Source organism: Rhizobium sp. SVR5-9E, assembly GCF_056755095.1.
The window spans coordinates 42,193-62,770 of record NZ_JBNDHS010000027.1; the positions used below are offsets into that span (position 1 = coordinate 42,193).

Genomic DNA, 20,578 nt, shown 5'->3' on the forward strand with positions numbered 1-20,578 from the left:
CATGTTTTTCGCCCTTCTTTGCAAGGATAAGCCGGAGCATCTCAATCTGCGTATGGAAGTGCGCCCCGTGCATGTGGAATACTTGAACAAGCTGAATGCCGAAGGCACGCTCGGCATGGCCGGACCGTTCCTCGATGGTGACGGCAAGCCTTGCGGCAGCATGGTGATCGTGAAGGCCGAGACGGCGGAAGCAGCCAAGGCGCTTGCCGATGCCGACCCCTATGCGAAAGCCGGCCTGTTCGAGAGCGTCGAGATTAAGCCGTTCAATTGGGTCTTCAACAAACCGGAGGCGTGAAATGGCGCATTGGCTCTATAAATCCGAACCGTCTTCCTGGTCATGGGAGCAGCAGAAGGCCGCGGGCGAGAAAGGCACCGAATGGACGGGCGTTCGCAACTACCTTGCCCGCAATAACATGCGCGCCATGCAGATCGGCGACAAAGGCTTCTTCTACCATTCCAACGACGGTCTGGAGATCGTCGGCATTGTCGAGGTCTGCGCGCTGTCGCATTCGGATTCCACGGCAAAGGGCGATCCGAAATGGGATTGCGTCGATATCCGCGCCGTGCGTGATGTGCCGAATCCGGTGACGCTGAAGGACATCAAGGCGAACGAGAAGCTTTCGAAGATGTCTCTGGTGACCTCGATGCGGCTTTCGGTCCAGCCGGTGACCGATGATGAGTGGCTCGAAGTCTGCCGCATGGGCGGCCTCGACAATCCGCCGCGCTGACCGCCCCTTGAAGACCGATCCGGAACTCTTCATCCACGCAAACACGAGCCTGATCACGCCACCGCATGTGCCGGAGATCAGGCTGCACCTCGCGAGCGAAGCGCACCAACTCTGGCTCAAGACGGAGGAAGAACTGGCGGAGATCGGTCTGCCGCCGCCGTTCTGGGCCTTCGCCTGGGCAGGCGGGCAGGGACTTGCACGCTATATCCTCGATCATCCGCAGACGGTGCGGGGCAAGCGCGTTTTCGACTTTGCAACGGGCTCGGGCCTCGTCGCGATCGCGGCGAAACTGGCAGGTGCGGCGGCGGTGAGGGCTGCGGACATCGATCCCTGGGCCGAAACTGCCGTGCGGCTCAATGCAGCTGCAAACGGTGTCTCGGTTGATTTCGATGGCGCCGATCTCATCGGTCAGGACGTTGATGCCGATGTTGTGCTGGCGGGCGACGTTTTCTATGACCGCGCTTTCGCAGAGGCGCTCGTTCCGTGGTTCGAGCGGCTCTCCGGTGAAGGCAAGGAGGTTCTCGTCGGCGATCCGGGACGCGCCTATCTGCCGAAAGAACGGCTGGAGCTTTGCGCGATCTACGAAGTCCCCGTGACGCGGGCGCTCGAGGATAGCGAGATCAAGAAAACGACTGTCTGGCGATTCAGGGCCTGATCACGCAGACGTTGGCCTCATAGCTGCAAGGATCACCTTGCTGGGCGACATCAATCACCTTGGCTATAGGCGCGAGGGGTGCGGCCTGCGGTGCGCCGTAGGGCGCATAACCCTCGGCGCCGAAATAGGTGTTGCCTTCCGTCTCATACGCGTAGGAGCCGCCGTACACGCCATTGTTACCGTCGTAAGCGCCATTGTAGAAGTTCGGTGCTAGTTGCGGCGCTACCGCAATGACACTGCGGACGCGATAGCCATTCCATGACGGTGAGAAATGCCTGAGGCGAACAAAGCGCTTGTGGAAGTGCCGGCGATCGCCGAACTCGTGATTGAAGAACCTTTGATTGCCGAACAAGGGCTTGCCGAACAAGGGCTTGGCGCTGTTTACCCGGTGAAACATGCCGGGATGATGCGAGTGGCGCTCGCCTGCGCTGGCAGGAAGCGCAATCAACGCGCATAGCACCAGCGGAACGACTTTCGACATACGCTGCAACATGGACGCTGGCCTCCGGAAATCCGACATTAACAAATCGTTAACGCCAGCTTGCGTCAAAAGCGTCCTTAAGTCCACTTGAGCGATGAAAAATCAGGATAAAATGTAAGCGGCAGCGCGCGAGTTTTTGTTTCAGACCACCTTGCGGCGGCGCGAATCGATTAAAATAAGGCGCGACAAGAATTGCACTTGTCCTCAGGGGTTTCGAAGATTAAACGTCGCCATGATGCAACGCACACAGACAAATTTGTCATTCCTGTGGTTGCCTTGGATGCTCCGAACATACAGGAGCGCAGAGAAGACGCCGCGAGGTTCTGATGGCGAATGTAACAAGTAACCGGCCCCTGTCGCCGCATTTGCAAATTTATAAGCCTATTCCCACAATGGTTATGTCGATCGTCCACCGAATTACCGGTGCGGCGCTCTATTTCGGCACGATCCTGGTTGCCTGGTGGCTGATCGCCGCGGCGACCGGCCAGGCCTCTTTCGACCTGGTCAATTGGATATTCGGCAGCATCATCGGCAAGATCGTCCTGCTCGGCTATACCTGGGCGTTGCTGCACCACATGCTCGGCGGCCTCCGCCACCTGATGTGGGATCTCGGCCATGGCTTCGAAAAAGAGCTCTCCACCAAGCTCGCCATCGCCAACATCATCGGATCGCTCTGTCTGACCGTCCTGGTCTGGGTGATCGGCTTCCTCATTCGCTTCTGAAGGTCGCTCTCATGGATATGCGCACCCCTCTGGGTAAGGTTCGCGGCCTTGGCTCCGCCAAGGAAGGCACCGACCACTTCTGGCGCCAGCGGCTGACGGCCGTCGCCAACATCCCGCTCATCGTCTTCTTCGTCATCTTCATGATCGTCTATGCCGGCGCTCCATACGCGGATGTCGTGCATGCGCTGTCGAACCCCTTCGTGGCCGTCATCATGGGCCTGATGGTGATCTCGGGCATCATCCACATGCGCCTCGGCATGCAGGTGATCATCGAGGACTACGTGCATGGTGAGATCTGCAAGCTTGTCCTGCTGATGCTGAACACGTTTTTCGCGCTCCTGGTCGCAGGGTTCTGTCTCTTCGCCATTCTGAAAATTGCATTTGTAGGATAACCGTATCATGGCACCGACTTCACCCGCGCAGAATGGGAAGGCCTACAAGTATGTCGATCACTCCTACGACGTGATCGTCGTTGGCGCCGGCGGCGCCGGTCTTCGCGCCACGCTCGGCATGGCCGAGCAGGGCTTCCGCACCGCCTGCATCACCAAGGTATTCCCCACCCGTTCGCACACGGTTGCGGCGCAGGGCGGCATTGCCGCATCGCTGCAGAACATGACGCCGGACAGCTGGCAGTGGCACCTCTACGACACCGTCAAGGGCTCCGATTGGCTCGGCGACGTCGACGCCATGCAGTACATGGTCATGGAAGCGCCGAAGGCTGTCTACGAGCTCGAACATTACGGCGTGCCCTTCTCGCGCAATGAGGAAGGCAAGATCTACCAGCGTCCGTTTGGCGGCCACATGCAGAATTTCGGCGACGGCCCGCCGGTGCAGCGCACTTGCGCCGTTGCCGACCGTACCGGCCACGCCATCCTGCACACGCTTTACGGCCAGTCGCTGCGCAACAACGCCGAATTCTTCATCGAGTATTTCGCCCTCGACCTCATCATATCGGAAGACGGCAGCCGTTGCACCGGCGTCGTCGCCTGGAATCTAGACGACGGTACGATCCATCGCTTCGCGGCCAAGATGGTCGTACTGGCGACCGGCGGTTATGGCCGCGCCTATTTCTCTGCGACATCGGCCCACACCTGCACCGGCGACGGCGGCGGCATGGTTGCCCGCGCAGGGCTGCCGCTGGAGGATATGGAATTTGTGCAGTTCCATCCGACCGGGATCTACGGCTCGGGCTGTCTGATCACCGAAGGCGCGCGCGGCGAAGGCGGCTATCTCGTCAATGCCGAAGGCGAGCGCTTCATGGAGCGCTATGCGCCGTCCGCCAAGGATCTCGCCTCGCGCGACGTGGTTTCCCGCTGCATGACGCTGGAAATCCGCGAAGGCCGCGGCGTCGGTAAGGGCAAGGACCACATCTTCCTGCATCTCGACCATCTTGACCCGGCCGTTCTGCACGAGCGGCTGCCGGGCATCTCCGAGAGCGCCAAGATCTTTGCCGGCGTCGACGTGACCCGCGAGCCAATCCCGGTCCTGCCGACCGTCCACTACAACATGGGTGGCATTCCGACGAATTTCTGGGGCGAAGTGCTTAACGCCGACAGCGCCAATCCGGACCGTGTCATCCCCGGTCTGATGGCCGTCGGCGAAGCGGGCTGTGCCTCGGTGCATGGTGCCAACCGCCTCGGCTCCAACTCGCTGATCGACCTGGTCGTCTTCGGCCGTGCCGCGGCGATCCGCGCCGCCGAGGTCATCGATCGTGCATCACCGGTGCCGCATCTGAATGTCGCTGCCTGCGACAAGATCATGGACCGCTTCGACGGTCTGCGCCACGCCAGCGGCAGCACGCCGACGGCGCATCTGCGTGAAAAGATGCAGCGCGCCATGCAGGAAGACGCGGCTGTCTTCCGCACACAGGAATCGCTGGAATCCGGCTGCCGCCGCCTTTCGGAGATCTGGGGCGAGATGAAGGACATCAAGGTCAGCGACCACTCGATGATCTGGAATTCCGACCTCGTCGAAACGCTGGAACTGCAGAACCTGATGGCCAACGCGATCACGACGATCTACAGCGCCGAGGCCCGCAAGGAGAGCCGCGGCTCTCACGCGCGCGAGGACTATACCAGCGGTCCGTTCGGCGGCCGCGACGACGAGAACTGGCGCAAGCACACGCTTGCCTGGGTCAACGAGACCGGCGACGTCAAGCTCGACTACCGCCCGGTTCACACCGAGCTCATCGCAGAAGGCATCGATCCCAAGAAGATCGCGCCGAAGGCTCGCGTGTATTAAGAGGAACTGGACATGGTTGAACTCGCTCTCCCTAAGAACTCCCAGATGCGCGAAGGCAAGGTATGGCCGAAGCCCGCGGGTGCCAAGAACACCCGTGAGTTCCGTGTCTACCGCTGGAACCCGGATGACGGCCAGAACCCGTCGATCGACACCTTCTATATCGATGTCGACGATTGCGGTCCGATGGTTCTCGACGGCTTGCTCTACATCAAGAACAACATCGATCCGACGCTGACGCTGCGCCGTTCCTGTCGCGAAGGCATTTGCGGTTCGTGCGCGATGAATATCGATGGCACCAATACGCTTGCCTGCACCAAGGGTCTGGATGACATCAAAGGCACGGTGAAGATCTATCCGCTGCCGCACATGCCGGTGGTGAAGGATCTCGTTCCGGACCTGACGAATTTCTACGCGCAGCACCGCTCGATCGAGCCGTGGCTGAAGACGGTTTCGCCGACGCCTGCCAAGGAATGGAAGCAGAGCCACGAGGATCGCCAGAAGCTCGATGGCCTCTACGAGTGCATTCTCTGCGCCTGCTGCTCGACCTCCTGTCCGAGCTACTGGTGGAACGGCGACCGCTATCTCGGCCCGGCCGTCCTGCTGCAGGCCTATCGCTGGCTCATCGATTCAAGAGATGAAGCGACCGGCGAACGTCTCGACAATCTCGAGGACCCGTTCCGCCTCTATCGCTGCCATACGATCATGAACTGCGCGCAGACCTGCCCGAAGGGTCTCAACCCTGCCAAGGCGATCGCCGAAATCAAGAAGATGATGGTCGAACGCCGGGTCTGATTCCCGAATGTTTGCCAGGTACCCGGCGCCGGCCAATCGCGGCGCCTGGTACTTCACCGCTTACCCACCGGCGGGAATACGCATAAAGATCGCACACTCCATCACCTCGCTGACAAATTCTGCCTGCAGGAAGTCCGAAAGGCTTCAGCTGAGTTGTCCCGGTTCGGGTACAGAAATCATCACGGGCAATTTATGGCTGTGCCGACTTGATTAACCAAAGTGAAATACGGTAATTCGAAAATCGGTCTGATGGCTAATACTGCCCTGCAAGAGCGGACAATCAGGAGCATTATGATGCAGTTGCGATATGTGTTGACAGGTGTAACGGTTGTTCTGTCGTTGGCTGGCTGCCAGCGGACGGCATATGACAGTGCGAGTTACTCGCCGGCTCCTCTCGCAGCGCAGCCTGTTCCTTCCGTCCAGGGCGGCCAACTTCCACCGCCGGGGGGTGCTTCCCAGTTTCCGGCTGCTCCCACGGCAGCGCCGACCACTCCGGGCCAGACGGGCGCGATGGCGGCAAACGCGCTCGACGTGACAAAGGAATCGATGGTCGGCAGCTGGCGGGTCAACGGCAGCTGCGACATGTTCCTGACCCTGACCAATCTCGGCAGCGGCTCGCGCGGTGGCACACGCGGCTGTGTCGGCGAACTGACGACGATGGGATCCTGGGAAGTCTCCGGCAAGCAGGTCCTGCTGAAGGATCGCGGCGGCAACCAGATCGGCAGCGTTTATAAGACGGCCGACAACAGCTTCTCCGGCCAGACCAACAGCGGACAGCCGATCACTCTCAGCCGGTAAGGCAACCGGCGGTCGCGCCGCCAACGACGCATAGGCGACTGATCCTCATGCAACCCATCCCCGAGTACACTTCGAGTGTCAGCGAGCACCTGAAATCGCTGACGGCTTCCGGTTCGCTTCAGATCGATGCCGCTCAGATGGACGTGGCGAAATGCCTTGACCGGGTGCTTTTTGAATTGAAGCGCCGCCGCCCGGCCGCGAAGTCGAGCTCGCTCGGCTGGCTCTTTGCTCCAAAGAAGAAAGCCGCAGATCACATCAAAGGGCTCTACATTCACGGCAGCGTCGGCCGCGGCAAGACGATGCTGATGGATCTCTTTTATGGCATGGCGCCTTGTTCGAAGAAGCGCCGCGCGCATTTCCATGAATTCATGGCCGATGTCCATAATCGCATCGCCGCACATCGCCACAAGCTGAAAAATGGCGAAACCAAACAGGCCGATCCGGTTCCGCCTGTTGCGGCGGCGTTGTACGCGGAAGCCGAACTTCTTTGCTTCGATGAGTTTACGGTGACGGACATCGCCGACGCGATGATCCTCTCTCGGCTCTTCTCGGAGCTTTTCGCGCGCGGCTGCGTGCTCATCGCGACATCGAATGTCGAGCCCGACAACCTTTACAGGGACGGCCTCAATCGCGGCCTCTTCCTGCCGTTCATCGGGCTCCTGAAAAAGAACGTCGAGGTCGTGACGCTCGACTCGCCGACTGACTACCGCATGGAGAAGCTGAACAGCCAGCCAGTTTACCTGACGCCGATAGACAAGCGGACGGATATGGCCATGGATGCCTCGTGGACACAGGCGCTGCACGGGCGCAAGGCCCAGCCGCTCGATATACCGATGAAGGGCAGGTCGATCCACGTGCCGCTCGCCGTCGATCGCATGGCGCGTTTTTCCTTCGCCGATCTTTGTGACAAGGCGATGGGTGCCGCGGATTTCCTCGCCATCGCCAAACGGTTCGATACAATTTTTATTGATCGCATCCCGTTGCTGAGTGCGGACAAGCGGAACCAGGCCAAGCGTTTCATCATTCTTGTCGATACGCTCTACGACCATGGAGTTCGGCTTCATGCAACCGCCGCCGCCATGCCGGAAGATTTGCTCGTCGAGCGGCGGGGGACGGAAGGCTTCGAATTCGACCGCACCGTCTCGCGTCTTTTCGAGATGCGGAGCTCGGAATATCTCGCACTGCATCGTGAAAGACGAGCCGCCGAGTAACATTTTGGTGACAAAATATCTTACGTTTACGTAAGATATTTTTGATCTAAACGTTTGAAATTGCTGTGTACAAAATAACACGTTGCCATTTTTTCGCTTTGGGTCTATGCGATTGCGGCATTGGACGACGCTTGGACGCGCCGCCCGCCTGATTTTGATCGCAAAGGAAACAGCGAAATGGCGCGTAACAAAATCGCACTCATCGGTTCTGGCATGATTGGTGGCACGCTGGCGCATCTCGCCGGCCTGAAAGAGCTCGGCGACATCGTTCTCTTCGATATCGCCGACGGCATTCCTCAGGGTAAGGGTCTCGACATTGCCCAATCGTCGCCGGTCGAAGGTTTCGACGCCAATCTCACGGGTGCCAGCGACTATTCCGCGATCGAGGGTGCAGATGTCTGCATCGTGACTGCAGGCGTGCCGCGCAAGCCGGGCATGAGCCGCGACGACCTTCTCGGCATCAACCTCAAGGTCATGGAGCAGGTCGGCGCCGGCATCAAGAAGTATGCCCCGAATGCATTCGTCATCTGCATCACCAACCCGCTCGACGCCATGGTCTGGGCGCTGCAGAAGTTTTCCGGCCTTCCGGCAAACAAGGTCGTCGGCATGGCCGGCGTTCTCGACTCGTCGCGCTTCCGTCTCTTCCTTGCCAAGGAATTCAACGTTTCCGTTCAGGACGTCACCGCCTTCGTTCTCGGCGGTCACGGCGACACGATGGTGCCGCTGGCACGCTACTCCACCGTTGGCGGTATCCCGCTGACCGATCTCGTTACGATGGGCTGGGTCACCAAGGAGCGCCTCGAGGAAATCATCCAGCGCACCCGTGACGGCGGTGCCGAAATCGTTGGCCTGCTGAAGACCGGCTCGGCCTACTACGCGCCCGCCGCTTCGGCGATCGAGATGGCCGAATCCTACCTCAAGGACAAGAAGCGCGTGCTGCCCTGCGCTGCGCAGCTCACCGGTCAGTATGGCGTGAAGGACATGTATGTCGGCGTTCCGACCGTCATCGGTGCCGGCGGCGTCGAGCGTGTCATCGAGATCGACCTCAACAAGGCCGAGAAGGAAGCATTTGACAAGTCTGTCGGCGCGGTCGCCGGTCTCTGCGAGGCCTGCAGCAACATTGCACCTGCGCTGAAGTAATCGAAACAGGGAAAGACCCCATGAACATTCATGAATATCAGGCCAAGGCTCTCTTGAAGGGCTATGGCGCGCCGGTCGCGAAGGGCGTACCGATCCTCAAGGTCGAGGAAGCCGAAGCTGCCGCCAAGTCGCTCCCAGGCCCGCTTTACGTGGTCAAGAGCCAGATCCATGCAGGCGGCCGCGGCAAGGGCAAGTTCAAGGAACTCGGCCCCGATGCCAAGGGCGGCGTGCGTCTCGCCAAGTCGATCGACGAAGTCGTCGCTCATGCCAAGGAAATGCTCGGCAACACGCTGGTTACCGCGCAGACGGGCGAAGCCGGCAAGCAGGTCAACCGCCTCTACATCGAAGACGGTGCCGACATTGCCCGCGAACTCTATTGCTCGCTGCTGGTCGATCGCTCCGTCGGCCGCGTTGCCTTCGTCGTATCGACCGAAGGCGGCATGGACATCGAGGCTGTCGCTCACGATACGCCTGAGAAGATCCATACGATCGCCATCGATCCGGAAGCCGGCGTAACGGCTGCGGACGTTGCCGCGATCTCCAAGGCTCTCGAACTGACTGGCGCTGCCGCTGAAGATGCCAAGGCGCTGTTCCCGGCGCTTTACAAAGCCTTCAACGAAAAGGACATGGCTCTCCTCGAGGTCAATCCGCTGATCGTCATGAAGGACGGTCACCTGCGCGTTCTCGACGCGAAGATGTCCTTCGACGGCAATGCGCTCTTCCGCCACGACGATGTCAAGGCGCTGCGCGACGAGAGCGAAGAAGACTCCAAGGAAATCGAAGCGTCCAAATGGGACCTCGCCTACGTTGCTCTCGATGGCAACATCGGCTGCATGGTCAACGGTGCCGGTCTCGCCATGGCGACGATGGACATCATCAAGCTCTACGGCAAGGAGCCGGCGAACTTCTGTGACGTCGGCGGCGGCGCCGGCAAGGAGAAGGTTGCCGCAGCCTTCAAGATCATCACCGCCGACCCCAAGGTCGAAGGCATTCTCGTCAACATCTTCGGCGGCATCATGCGTTGTGATGTCATTGCTGAGGGCGTTGTCGGGGCCGTGCAGGAAGTCGGTCTGAAGGTTCCGCTCGTCGTTCGCCTCGAAGGCACCAATGTCGAGCTCGGCAAGAAGATCCTCAACGAGTCTGGTCTGGCGATTACCGCGGCTGACGATCTTGACGATGCGGCGAAGAAGATCGTCGCGGCGATCAAAGCTTAATCTGGAAGGACCGGAAAGAATGTCTATCCTCGTCAACAAAGACACGAAGGTCCTCGTACAGGGCCTGACCGGCAAGACCGGCACCTTCCACACCGAACAGGCGCTCGCCTATTACGGCACCAAGATGGTCGGCGGTATTCACCCGAAGAAGGGTGGCGAATCGTGGTCGTCGGGCGTCGACGGCACGGCGCTGCCGATCTTCGCGACCGTTGCCGAAGCCAAGGAAAAGACCGGCGCCGAAGCGACCGTGATCTACGTTCCGCCGGCAGGCGCAGCCGATGCGATCATCGAGGCGATCGAAGCCGAGATCCCGTTCATCACCTGCATCACCGAGGGCATCCCGGTCATGGACATGGTGCGGGTGAAGGCAAAGCTCGACAAGTCCAAGTCGCGCCTGCTCGGCCCGAACTGCCCGGGCGTCCTGACGCCGGAAGAATGCAAGATCGGCATCATGCCGGGCTCGATCTTCCGCAAGGGTTCGGTCGGCATCGTTTCGCGCTCCGGCACGCTGACCTACGAAGCCGTGTTCCAGACCTCCAATGAAGGTCTCGGCCAGACGACGGCGGTCGGTATCGGCGGCGATCCGGTCAAGGGCACCGAGTTCATCGACGTGCTCGAAATGTTCCTCGCTGACGAAGCCACGCAGTCGATTATCATGATCGGCGAAATCGGCGGCTCGGCAGAAGAAGATGCGGCGCAGTTCCTCAAGGACGAAGCCAAGAAGGGCCGCAAGAAGCCGATGGCCGGCTTCATCGCAGGTCGTACGGCTCCGAAGGGCCGCACGATGGGCCATGCCGGGGCCGTGGTTTCCGGTGGCAAGGGTGACGCAGAATCGAAGATCGCGGCCATGGAATCGGCCGGCATCCGCGTCTCGCCGTCGCCGGCCCGCCTCGGCAAGACGCTGGTTGAAGTCCTGAAGGGCTAAGCCGACATATAGACCCGGGCGGTGGATGGCATCTGCATCCGTCGCCCGGTTCAAGAACGTTTACGCAGATGTGCCGCGGACAGGCGGCAAATTGGAATGCGGCAGCCGGTATCGGCCGGCAAATTCATCAAAGTCAGGAGGCGGACGAAGAGCGTCCGCGTAAGACCATGGCACGGCAAGAAGCCAACGAGCAGTTTCAGATCACCTCGTTTCTGGATGGCGCCAATGCTGCCTATATCGAGCAGCTCTACGCACGCTACGAAGAGGACCCGACGTCCGTAGACGATCAATGGCAAGCCTTCTTCAAGGCGCTGGATGACAACCCGAATGATGTGAAGAAGGCGGCCAAGGGCGCTTCCTGGCGTAAGAAGAACTGGCCTGTCCAGCCCCGCGGCGATCTGGTGTCGGCACTCGACGGTGACTGGGGCACGGTCGAGAAGATCATCGAAACCAAGGTCAAGGCGAAGGCCGAAGCCGCGGGCCAGCCGACCGACGGCGCCGATGTTCTCCAGGCGACGCGCGATTCCGTACGCGCCATCATGATGATCCGTGCCTATCGCATGCGCGGCCATCTTCATGCCAAGCTCGACCCGCTCGGCATCGCGGCACCGGTCGAAGACTACAAGGAGCTTTCACCGGAGGCCTACGGCTTCACGCCCGCCGACTACGATCGCAAGATCTTTATCGACAACGTACTCGGTCTCGAATTCGCGACTATTCCGCAGATGATCGAGATCCTCGAGCGGACCTATTGCTCGACGCTCGGCGTCGAGTTCATGCACATGTCCAACCCGGAAGAAAAGGGCTGGGTTCAGGAGCGCATCGAAGGGCCGGACAAGGGTGTTGCCTTCACCGCGGAAGGCAAGAAGGCGATCCTTGCCAAGCTCGTCGAAGCCGAAGGCTACGAGCAGTTCCTCGACGTCAAGTTCAAGGGCACCAAGCGTTTCGGCCTCGATGGCGGTGAATCGCTGATCCCGGCGCTTGAGCAGATCCTCAAGCGCGGTGGCAGCCTCGGCCTCAAGGAGGCCGTCTTCGGCATGGCTCACCGCGGGCGTCTCAATGTGCTTTCGCAGGTCATGGGCAAGCCGCACCGCGCCATCTTCCACGAATTCAAGGGTGGTTCCTACGCGCCTGACGAGGTCGAAGGTTCGGGTGACGTCAAGTACCATCTCGGTGCATCGTCCGACCGCGAATTCGACGGCAACAGGGTGCACGTTTCGCTGACGGCAAACCCGTCACACCTTGAGATCGTCGACCCGGTCGTCATGGGCAAGGTCCGTGCCAAGCAGGACATGAGCGCGACCGTCTGGGACGGCGACGTCATTCCACTGACCGAGCGTGCCAAGGTTCTGCCGTTGCTGATCCACGGCGACGCGGCCTTCGCCGGCCAGGGCGTCATCGCCGAAATTCTCGGTCTGTCCGGTCTTCGCGGTCACCGCGTTGCCGGCACGATGCATGTCATCATCAACAACCAGATCGGCTTCACGACGAACCCGGCCTTCTCCCGTTCGTCGCCTTATCCGTCCGACGTTGCGAAGATGATCGAAGCGCCGATCTTCCACGTCAACGGCGACGATCCGGAAGCTGTCGTCTATGCCGCGAAAATCGCAACCGAATTCCGGATGAAGTTCCACAAGCCGGTCGTGGTCGACATGTTCTGCTACCGCCGCTACGGCCACAACGAAGGCGACGAGCCGTCCTTCACGCAGCCGAAGATGTACAAGGTCATCCGCGGCCACAAGACGGTTCTGCAGATCTACGCCGATCGTCTCGTGGCCGAAGGCCTCGTCAGCGAAGGCGAAGTCGAGAAGATGAAGGCCGACTGGCGCGCGCATCTCGAGCAGGAATTCGACGCCGGCCAGAGCTACAAGCCGAACAAGGCCGACTGGCTGGACGGTGAGTGGTCGGGCCTGCGCACGGCCGACAATGCCGACGAACAGCGTCGTGGCAAGACGGCGGTTCCGATGAAGACGTTGAAGGATATCGGCCGCAAGCTTTCGGAAATTCCGGAAGGTTTCCATGCGCACCGCACCATCCAGCGCTTCATGGAAAACCGCGCCAACATGGTCCAGACGGGCGAGAATCTCGACTGGGCGATGGCCGAAGCGCTCGCCTTCGGTTCGCTGGTGGTCGAAGGCCACAAGATCCGCCTCTCCGGTCAGGATTGCGAACGCGGCACCTTCTCGCAGCGTCATTCGGTTCTCTACGATCAGGAGACGGAAGAACGCTATATCCCGCTTGCGAACCTGTCGCCCAACCAGGCCCGTTACGAAGTCATCAACTCGATGCTTTCGGAAGAAGCGGTACTCGGCTTCGAATACGGCTATTCGCTGGCTCGCCCGAATGCGCTGACCCTCTGGGAAGCCCAGTTCGGCGACTTCGCCAACGGTGCGCAGGTCGTCTTCGACCAGTTCATTTCGTCGGGCGAACGCAAGTGGCTGCGCATGTCGGGTCTCGTCTGCCTGCTGCCGCATGGCTACGAAGGTCAGGGTCCGGAGCACTCCTCGGCTCGCCTCGAGCGTTACCTGCAGCTTTGCGCCGAAGACAACATGCAGGTCGCCAACGTCACGACGCCGGCGAACTACTTCCACATCCTGCGCCGCCAGCTGAAGCGTGACTTCCGCAAGCCGCTGATCCTGATGACGCCGAAGTCCTTGCTGCGCCACAAGCGGGCAGTTTCGAGCCTTGCCGAACTTGCCGGTGAGTCCTCCTTCCATCGTCTGCTCTGGGACGATGCCGAGGTCATCAAGGATAGCCCGATCAAGTTGCAGAAGGACAACAAGATTCGCCGTGTCGTCATGTGCACCGGCAAGGTCTACTACGACCTTCTGGAAGAGCGCGAAAAGCGCGGCATCGACGATGTCTATCTGCTGCGCGTCGAACAGCTCTATCCGTTCCCGGCAAAGGCGCTCATCAACGAGCTCTCGCGCTTCCGGAACGCCGAGATGGTCTGGTGCCAGGAAGAGCCGAAGAACATGGGTGCATGGTCGTTCATCGACCCGTATCTGGAGTGGGTACTCGCCCACATCGATGCGAAGTATCAGCGCGTCCGTTACACCGGCCGTCCGGCTGCCGCCTCGCCGGCAACGGGTCTGATGTCCAAGCATCTGTCGCAGCTCGCCGCATTCCTCGAGGATGCGCTGGGCGGCTAAGAACGGGAGGGCGCGATGGCATATTTCTTCATGAGATTGGTTCCGCCGCGCCTCACTTTCCCGCATGACGGGACCGGAGAGGAAATGGCGGCGATGAAACGCCATGCCGAATACTGGCACCAGAACGCACAAGCAGGATCGGCACTTGTCGCCGGTCCCGTCTTCGAAGGCGAGGGAGCCTGGGGCATGGCGGTCGTCTCGGTCGAGGATGAGGAGGCCGCTGACGCGCTGGCCGACGCTGATCCGATCATCCGCTCCGGTTTTGGTTTCCGCTTTGAAATTTTGCCGATGCCCTCGATCATTCTCCGGCCATCTGCTGCCGGAAACGCATAGAACGAAAACAAGCAAATCAGGATTTGAACAATGGCCACAGAAATCCGCGTTCCAACTCTCGGTGAATCCGTCAGCGAGGCAACCGTCGGCACCTGGTTCAAGAAGGTTGGCGACGCCATCAAGGCTGACGAGCCGATTGTTGAGCTCGAAACCGACAAGGTGACCATCGAAGTGCCGGCGCCGGCCTCTGGTACGCTGTCCGAAATCGTTGCTCAGGCAGGCGAAACCGTCGGTCTCGGCGCGCTGCTCGGCCAGATCACCGCAGGTGCCGGCGCTACCGCTGCCCCGGCTGCCGCCGCCCCCGCCGCCGCTCCGGCGAAGGTTGCCGAGCCCGCACTGGCCGGCGCTGCCGCTCCGGCTCCTGCCGCTCAGCCCGCTGCTCCGTCGTCCATGCCGCCGGCTCCGGCTGCTTCGAAGATGCTCGCTGAGAACAATCTCTCGGCCGATCAGGTCGAAGGCAGCGGCAAGCGCGGCCAGGTCCTGAAGGGCGATGTCATTGCCGCTGTCGCCAAGGGCATTTCCGCTCCGGCTGCCTCGGCGCCGGCTGCAGTTCCTGCGGCTCCGCGCGGTCCGTCGACCGTCGAGGATGCCGGCCGCGAAGAGCGCGTGAAGATGACGCGCCTGCGCCAGACGATCGCCAAGCGCCTCAAGGACGCACAGAACACCGCGGCCATGCTGACCACCTACAACGAGGTGGACATGAAGGCCGTCATGGACCTGCGTGCCAAGTACAAGGACGTCTTCGAAAAGAAGCATGGCGTGAAGCTCGGCTTCATGGGCTTCTTCACCAAGGCGATCACCCACGCGCTGAAGGAACTGCCGGCGGTCAATGCCGAGATCGACGGCACCGACATCATCTACAAGAACTACTGCCACATCGGCATGGCCGTCGGCACGGACAAGGGCCTCGTCGTCCCGGTCATTCGCGATGCCGACCAGATGTCGATCGCTGAAGTCGAAAAGGACCTGGCACGTCTGGCAAAGGCAGCCCGCGACGGTTCGCTGTCGATGGCCGACATGCAGGGCGGCACCTTCACGATCACCAATGGCGGCGTTTACGGTTCGCTGATGTCCTCGCCGATCCTGAACGCTCCGCAGTCCGGCATCCTCGGCATGCATAAGATCCAGGACCGTCCGGTTGTCGTCGGCGGCCAGATCGTCATCCGTCCGATGATGTATCTCGCACTCTCCTACGATCACCGTATCGTCGACGGCAAGGAAGCCGTGACCTTCCTCGTCCGCGTCAAGGAAAGCCTGGAAGATCCGGAGCGTCTGGTCCTCGACCTCTAAGAGGAATTGGAGGGCCGCTCGCGCGGCCCTCGTTCTTCCGGCAAGGAGTGCCTTATGACGCTTGGAGTTCAGGCAAGGGGCAATAGCTCGCTTCGCATCGCGACGCTTAGGCGGCGAATGACGGCGCTGGCCGTGCCGCTCTTCCTGTGCGCGACAGCGGGTGCCGCGCTTCCGGCCGACTGCAAGCAATCGAATGCCGTTTATGCCGATCGCGACGGCGCTTACGAACTTCGGTTTTCGCCGCTCGAATCCGATGCTGCTGCGGCAAGCAATCAGTTCAAGATCAGTGTGCAGAAGACGTCGTTGGTCCTGGATGGCTATGTGATGCCATCGGAAGATCCGGACCGTGCGATCGGCATCGTCATGTTCAACTGCCCGAGTGGCGATGTGACGGGTGACGATCTTGATGCCTGCACGGTCTGGCAGGGGCCGGTCTATGGTGTCAGCGCTGCGGGCCAGGTGGATAATCTTCAGGCGGAGTCGGCGGACGCGGCGGACAGGATCGTGCTGCCGGGTCTCGGTCCAGCGATCCGCGAGTCCTCGATCTGGGGTGAAGGCAAGGCAACCGTCGCGCCTTGGGACGTCATGACATTCAAGGAATGTGCAAAATGAGCGAAGCGCCCGTTCTGCTGGTTACCGGCGGAAGCCGCGGCATCGGTGCCGCTGTATCAAAGCTTGCGGCTAGGCAGGGCTGGCGAGTTGCCGTCAATTACGCCTCGAACAAAGCCGCCGCGGACGCCGTGGTCAACGCGATTTCGGCGGATGGCGGGGAGGCGCTTGCCGTAAGAGCCGATGTCGGCAATGCGGATGATATCGTCTCGATGTTCGAAACCGTCGATCGCCATTTCGGCCGCCTCGATGGGCTGGTGAACAACGCCGGCATCGTCGACGTGGCTCAACGGGTCGACGAGATGAGTGTCGACCGTATCGAGCGGATGATGCGCGTCAATGTGACGGGTTCCATTCTCTGCGCGGCGGAAGCCGTGCGCCGCATGTCGCGCAAACATGGCGGCGGTGGGGGAGCTATCGTCAACATTTCGTCGATGGCAGTCATCATCGGCTCGCCATCGCAATATGTCGACTACGCGGCCTCGAAGGCAGCGATCGACACGTTCACGATCGGGCTGGCACGCGAAATCGCCACCGAAGGTGTTCGCGTCAATGCGATCCGCCCGGGAATCATCGATACCGATATTCATGCCTCGGGCGGACTGCCGGATCGCGCGCGCGACATGGCGCCGAACATTCCGATGCAGCGGCCGGGAACGGCTGAAGAAGTGGCAGATGCAGTTCTCTATCTTCTGTCTCCCGCGGCCTCCTACGTCACGGGCTCGATCCTCAATGTGAGCGGCGGGCGTTAGGCGGCAAAGGAAAAAGGATGCAACGTCTTCTCTCTGCCGGCGTCCGGATCGCCATCCTTAAACCCGTCCGCGTCCGCTTTGTCAGCGGCGAATGGTTCAACTGCATCCCCGTAACAACGCCTGTCAGTTTTGGTTTCCGGCTCGCGCCTGCCTGCGCCGCCGGCCAATGAAATAACGCAAAGGAAAAGAAGCAATGTCCTATGATGTGATCGTTATCGGAACCGGCCCCGGCGGCTATGTCGCTGCCATCAAGGCGGCACAGCTTGGTCTCAAGGTCGCGGTCGTTGAAAAGCGCGCGACCTTCGGCGGCACCTGCCTCAACGTCGGCTGCATCCCGTCCAAGGCGCTGTTGCACGCCTCCGAAATGTTCCATCAGGCTGGCCACGGCATGGATGCGCTTGGCATCGAAGTCGCGGCACCCAAGCTGAACCTCGGAAAGATGCTGGCGCACAAGGATGCGACCGTGAAGTCGAACGTCGACGGCGTCGCCTTCCTCTTCAAGAAGAACAAGATCGATGCCTTCCAGGGCACCGGCAAGATCGTTTCGGCCGGCAAGGTTTCCGTCACCGGCGACGACGGCAAGGTGCAGGAAATCGAAGGCAAGAACATCGTCATCGCGACTGGGTCGGATGTCGCCGGCATTCCGGGTGTCAAGGTCGATATCGACGAGAAGGTAATCATTTCCTCGACGGGTGCGATCGCGCTCGAGAAGGTGCCGGAAACGATGATCGTCGTCGGCGGCGGCGTGATCGGCCTTGAGCTCGGTTCCGTATGGTCGCGCCTCGGCGCCAAGGTCACCGTCGTCGAATTTCTCGACACGATCCTCGGCGGCATGGACGGCGAAGTCGCCAAGCAGTTCCAGCGCATGCTCGCCAAGCAGGGCGTCGACATCAACCTGAGCTCGAAGGTGACGGGCGTCGAAAAGGGCGGCAAGGGTGCGAAGGTGACGTTCGAGCCGGTCAAGGGTGGCGATGCCCAGACGCTCGAAGCCGAAGTCGTTCTGATCGCGACCGGCCGCACTCCCTACACGGCTGGCCTCGGCCTGGAAGAAGCAGGCGTGAAGCTCGACGGCCGTGGCCGTGTCGAAATCGACGGTCACTTCCGCACGAACGTTCCTGGCATCTATGCGATCGGCGACGTCGTGAAGGGACCGATGCTGGCGCACAAGGCGGAAGACGAAGGCGTTGCCCTCGCGGAAATCCTCGCCGGCCAGCATGGCCATGTGAACTATGATGTCATCCCGAGCGTCGTCTACACGCAGCCGGAAGTCGCCTCCGTCGGCAAGACCGAGGAAGAGCTGAAGGCGGCGGGCATTGCCTATAAGGTCGGCAAGTTCCCCTTCACGGCAAACGGTCGCGCGCGCGCCATGCTCGCAACGGACGGCTTTGTGAAGATCCTGTCGGACAAGGAAACGGATCGGGTTCTCGGCGGTCATATCGTCGGCTTCGGCGCCGGCGAAATGATCCACGAGATCGCGGTGCTGATGGAATTCGGTGGTTCCGCGGAAGACCTCGGCCGGACCTGCCACGCGCATCCGACGATGTCGGAAGCCGTCAAGGAAGCAGCTCTCGCCACCTTCTTCAAGCCGATCCACATGTAATATTAAATCTTCGCCATGCAGCAAAGGCCGCTTGCCTTAGGGCAGGCGGCCTTTTACTTTGAAATTGTTCTAATTTTTCCGGGAAAAGCCAATGCGGTCCCATGTCGTTCAATCTTACAGCCCGCCCCAGCGCCTGGTGCATTGGACCATGGCCCTGCTCATATTCTATAACCTTCTCTTTCCGGACGGCATGAACGCTTGGCACCGGGTGATCCGGCATGGCGGCACCCCATCGCCCGAGCAGATCGCCTCGGCCAATGTGCACGCCTATATCGGTATTTCGATCCTTGTTCTGGCTGTCCTGCGCGTGTGCCTGCGCCTGTTCCAGGGGGCGCCGCCGGAGATTGCCGAAGAGCCAGCCATCTTTCGCCTTGCGGCAAAGGCTGCGCATGTTGCGCTATATGCGCTGATCTTCGCGCTGCCGCTTACGGGTATGGCGGCCTATTATTTCGGTGTCGATATTTCCGGCACCATCCATGCGGAAATTCTCAAGATGATCCTCTGGGCGCTGATCGCGGCACATGTCGCTGGTGCGCTCGCACACCAGTTCTACTGGAAGACAAATGCAGTTCGCCGGATGACGGTCGGTTAGTTCACGGCCGTGACCGTGAAGCCCTGCTTGCGGAGCAGTTCGATCACGCCGCCCTCGCCGGGAAGGTGAAGCGCGCCGACGGCCATGAAGATATTCCCGCCGGCGAGTATCGGCGCGGCGCGTTCGGCCATCACCTTGTTGCGGTCGAGAATGATGCGCTGTTCGAAGGCGGCATAATCGCTATCGTCGTCCGCGCCATCAGGTGAAACGGTCTTGAGCATCGGGATCGTCATTCCGATGTCTCCGGAGAGATAGAGATCGGTCATCGTTTCAACGACGTCATTCATCTTCGCGCCAAGCTCGAGCGTTTCGATCAGCGATTTCAGATGGAATTCGACCGGAAGTTCCGCCATGGCCTGCAGTTGTTCGGCCAGCGTTTCAAGCCCCTTCACCTGCTTGCCTTCGGCAGCGGCGTCGGCGGCGATCTTCTGGTCGAGGAACTGCACGCCCTTGGCCTTCCGCGAGATCTCGCAGGCGGGGAGGGCGACGGCACTGGCGATCATCCAGGGACGCATGCGCGAAACGGCAGCGAGCGGAATTCCGCGCTGCTTCAGGCCGGCGTCGAGACGGGCGTAATCCTCCGGTGAGAGAAGTTTTTCGATCGTCGTGCCATCCGTGAACATGGTGAGGTCCGGTCGGGCAAGGAGAGCGGCTGCCGCCTTCTTCTCATTCAGAATCTCGTCGGATTCGATGATGATCGTGTCGGCGCCATCATGCGCCGCCTGGGCATAGGGCGGCAGGTTCAGCACGCGAGGATCGGTGACATGCATGCTGCCGAGCAACCAGGACGGCTTCAAACCGGGCTTTTCAATCTTCCAGAAAATGCCCTTGCCGTTCGGCGTCGCATCGGCTTCCTTGACGACCTCCGCGTAGCGGGCGGGATCGTTCTGCTGCAGCTCGGTCAGCAGGTTCTTGCCGGTGCATGCGTCGTCGGCAGCCTGTGCCTGAGACACCGAAAGGAGCACGGCGAAAAGAGCGGCTGCGAGCAGCAAATGGAAGGCGGCAATCAGCCAAAGCAGGATATTGCCGGGTGCTGGGACATGCAGGCTTCGGTGGCCGATCGAGATCGTCATGATGGTGTTCCGGTCACAGTAACGAGGCCAAAGCTCTACGCCTTGTCTCGCGCATATTCCTTTAAGAGAATGCGTTAACGAAAGATTATGCCCTTGGATGGGCGCGATCGTAAACTTCCAGCAAGCGTGACGAGTCGACGCCGGTATAGACCTGGGTCGTGGAGAGGCTTGCATGGCCAAGCAGTTCCTGGATGGTCCTGAGATCGCCACCGCCGGCTAAGAGATGCGTCGCAAAGGAATGCCGCAGCGCATGCGGGGTCGCCGTTTCCG

The 20,578-nt window shown here is 60.7% G+C and carries 23 protein-coding genes; 20 read left to right on the forward strand and 3 right to left on the reverse strand.

What is annotated here, in order from left to right; genetic code table 11:
• Nucleotide 1 precedes the first annotated feature (1 nt).
• The 3 genes from ACPYOJ_RS14865 to ACPYOJ_RS14875 are packed head-to-tail and all read left to right on the forward strand — an operon-like array spanning nucleotide 2 to nucleotide 1,383.
• Nucleotides 2-295, forward strand: coding sequence for a YciI-like protein (locus ACPYOJ_RS14865; RefSeq protein WP_481416934.1), 294 nt, complete (start codon nucleotides 2-4; stop codon nucleotides 293-295).
• A 1-nt stretch (nucleotide 296) separates the two neighbouring features.
• Nucleotides 297-728, forward strand: coding sequence for an EVE domain-containing protein (locus ACPYOJ_RS14870; RefSeq protein WP_481416935.1), 432 nt, complete (start codon nucleotides 297-299; stop codon nucleotides 726-728).
• Nucleotides 729-735: 7 nt separating this feature from the next.
• Nucleotides 736-1,383: a class I SAM-dependent methyltransferase gene (locus ACPYOJ_RS14875; RefSeq protein WP_481416954.1), complete on the forward strand. Its 648-nt coding sequence runs from the start codon at nucleotides 736-738 to the stop codon at nucleotides 1,381-1,383.
• Here the strand turns inward: ACPYOJ_RS14875 and ACPYOJ_RS14880 are convergent.
• Nucleotides 1,373-1,876, reverse strand: a complete 504-nt coding sequence (locus tag ACPYOJ_RS14880) for a hypothetical protein (protein WP_481416936.1) — start codon at nucleotides 1,874-1,876, stop codon at nucleotides 1,373-1,375. The two genes, ACPYOJ_RS14875 and ACPYOJ_RS14880, sit on opposite strands and share 11 nt — an antisense overlap.
• A 314-nt stretch (nucleotides 1,877-2,190) precedes the next feature.
• Here ACPYOJ_RS14880 and sdhC point away from each other — a divergent pair, with 314 nt between their 5' ends.
• The 17 genes from sdhC to ACPYOJ_RS14965 all read left to right on the forward strand — a co-directional run bounded on the left by sdhC (nucleotide 2,191) and on the right by ACPYOJ_RS14965 (nucleotide 19,235).
• Nucleotides 2,191-2,586 carry a succinate dehydrogenase, cytochrome b556 subunit gene (sdhC, locus tag ACPYOJ_RS14885; RefSeq protein ID WP_481416937.1) on the forward strand — a complete coding sequence of 132 codons (396 nt, stop codon included), beginning with the start codon at nucleotides 2,191-2,193 and terminating at the stop codon, nucleotides 2,584-2,586.
• 11 nt (nucleotides 2,587-2,597) lie between these two features.
• Nucleotides 2,598-2,978, forward strand: coding sequence for a succinate dehydrogenase, hydrophobic membrane anchor protein (sdhD, locus tag ACPYOJ_RS14890; protein WP_168831654.1), 381 nt, complete (start codon nucleotides 2,598-2,600; stop codon nucleotides 2,976-2,978).
• A 7-nt stretch (nucleotides 2,979-2,985) separates the two neighbouring features.
• Nucleotides 2,986-4,827, forward strand: coding sequence for a succinate dehydrogenase flavoprotein subunit (gene sdhA / locus ACPYOJ_RS14895; protein WP_481416938.1), 1,842 nt, complete (start codon nucleotides 2,986-2,988; stop codon nucleotides 4,825-4,827).
• Nucleotides 4,828-4,839: 12 nt separating this feature from the next.
• Nucleotides 4,840-5,619, forward strand: coding sequence for a succinate dehydrogenase iron-sulfur subunit (locus ACPYOJ_RS14900; protein ID WP_168831652.1), 780 nt, complete (start codon nucleotides 4,840-4,842; stop codon nucleotides 5,617-5,619).
• Nucleotides 5,620-5,913: 294 nt separating this feature from the next.
• The gene (locus tag ACPYOJ_RS14905) at nucleotides 5,914-6,417 is read left to right on the forward strand and encodes a protease inhibitor Inh/omp19 family protein (protein WP_168831651.1); all 504 of its coding nucleotides are present in this window, start codon (nucleotides 5,914-5,916) and stop codon (nucleotides 6,415-6,417) included.
• 47 nt (nucleotides 6,418-6,464) lie between these two features.
• On the forward strand, nucleotides 6,465-7,628 hold the full coding sequence (gene zapE, locus ACPYOJ_RS14910) for a cell division protein ZapE (RefSeq protein WP_481416939.1): 1,164 nt from the start codon (nucleotides 6,465-6,467) through the stop codon (nucleotides 7,626-7,628).
• 177 nt (nucleotides 7,629-7,805) lie between these two features.
• Complete coding sequence (gene mdh / locus ACPYOJ_RS14915; protein ID WP_481416940.1) at nucleotides 7,806-8,768, forward strand: malate dehydrogenase; 963 nt, start codon at nucleotides 7,806-7,808, stop codon at nucleotides 8,766-8,768.
• A 20-nt stretch (nucleotides 8,769-8,788) separates the two neighbouring features.
• Entirely contained in the window at nucleotides 8,789-9,982 is a 1,194-nt protein-coding gene (gene sucC, locus ACPYOJ_RS14920) for an ADP-forming succinate--CoA ligase subunit beta (protein ID WP_481416941.1), read from the forward strand.
• Between the two features lie 19 nt (nucleotides 9,983-10,001).
• Complete coding sequence (sucD, locus tag ACPYOJ_RS14925) at nucleotides 10,002-10,907, forward strand: succinate--CoA ligase subunit alpha (protein ID WP_481416942.1); 906 nt, start codon at nucleotides 10,002-10,004, stop codon at nucleotides 10,905-10,907.
• Nucleotides 10,908-11,074: 167 nt separating this feature from the next.
• Nucleotides 11,075-14,059, forward strand: coding sequence for a 2-oxoglutarate dehydrogenase E1 component (locus tag ACPYOJ_RS14930; protein ID WP_481416943.1), 2,985 nt, complete (start codon nucleotides 11,075-11,077; stop codon nucleotides 14,057-14,059).
• A gap of 15 nt (nucleotides 14,060-14,074) precedes the next feature.
• Complete coding sequence (locus ACPYOJ_RS14935) at nucleotides 14,075-14,392, forward strand: YciI family protein (protein WP_481416944.1); 318 nt, start codon at nucleotides 14,075-14,077, stop codon at nucleotides 14,390-14,392.
• 30 nt (nucleotides 14,393-14,422) lie between these two features.
• Entirely contained in the window at nucleotides 14,423-15,682 is a 1,260-nt protein-coding gene (gene odhB / locus ACPYOJ_RS14940; protein ID WP_481416945.1) for a 2-oxoglutarate dehydrogenase complex dihydrolipoyllysine-residue succinyltransferase, read from the forward strand.
• Nucleotides 15,683-15,799: 117 nt separating this feature from the next.
• Entirely contained in the window at nucleotides 15,800-16,294 is a 495-nt protein-coding gene (locus tag ACPYOJ_RS14945; protein ID WP_481416955.1) for a hypothetical protein, read from the forward strand.
• Nucleotides 16,291-17,043, forward strand: a complete 753-nt coding sequence (locus ACPYOJ_RS14950; RefSeq protein ID WP_481416946.1) for an SDR family oxidoreductase — start codon at nucleotides 16,291-16,293, stop codon at nucleotides 17,041-17,043. The genes ACPYOJ_RS14945 and ACPYOJ_RS14950 overlap by 4 nt, the downstream gene beginning before the upstream one ends.
• A 17-nt stretch (nucleotides 17,044-17,060) precedes the next feature.
• Complete coding sequence (locus ACPYOJ_RS14955) at nucleotides 17,061-17,213, forward strand: hypothetical protein (RefSeq protein WP_481416947.1); 153 nt, start codon at nucleotides 17,061-17,063, stop codon at nucleotides 17,211-17,213.
• Nucleotides 17,214-17,236: 23 nt separating this feature from the next.
• The gene (gene lpdA / locus ACPYOJ_RS14960; protein ID WP_481416948.1) at nucleotides 17,237-18,643 is read left to right on the forward strand and encodes a dihydrolipoyl dehydrogenase; all 1,407 of its coding nucleotides are present in this window, start codon (nucleotides 17,237-17,239) and stop codon (nucleotides 18,641-18,643) included.
• Nucleotides 18,644-18,734: 91 nt separating this feature from the next.
• Nucleotides 18,735-19,235 carry a cytochrome b gene (locus ACPYOJ_RS14965; protein ID WP_481416949.1) on the forward strand — a complete coding sequence of 167 codons (501 nt, stop codon included), beginning with the start codon at nucleotides 18,735-18,737 and terminating at the stop codon, nucleotides 19,233-19,235.
• Here ACPYOJ_RS14965 and ACPYOJ_RS14970 read toward each other — a convergent pair.
• Nucleotides 19,232-20,308, reverse strand: a complete 1,077-nt coding sequence (locus tag ACPYOJ_RS14970) for a TraB/GumN family protein (protein WP_481416950.1) — start codon at nucleotides 20,306-20,308, stop codon at nucleotides 19,232-19,234. The two genes, ACPYOJ_RS14965 and ACPYOJ_RS14970, sit on opposite strands and share 4 nt — an antisense overlap.
• Before the next feature lie 85 nt (nucleotides 20,309-20,393).
• The coding region (locus tag ACPYOJ_RS14975) for a tyrosine-type recombinase/integrase (protein WP_481416951.1) at nucleotides 20,394-20,578 on the reverse strand (185 nt) is incomplete at its 5' end.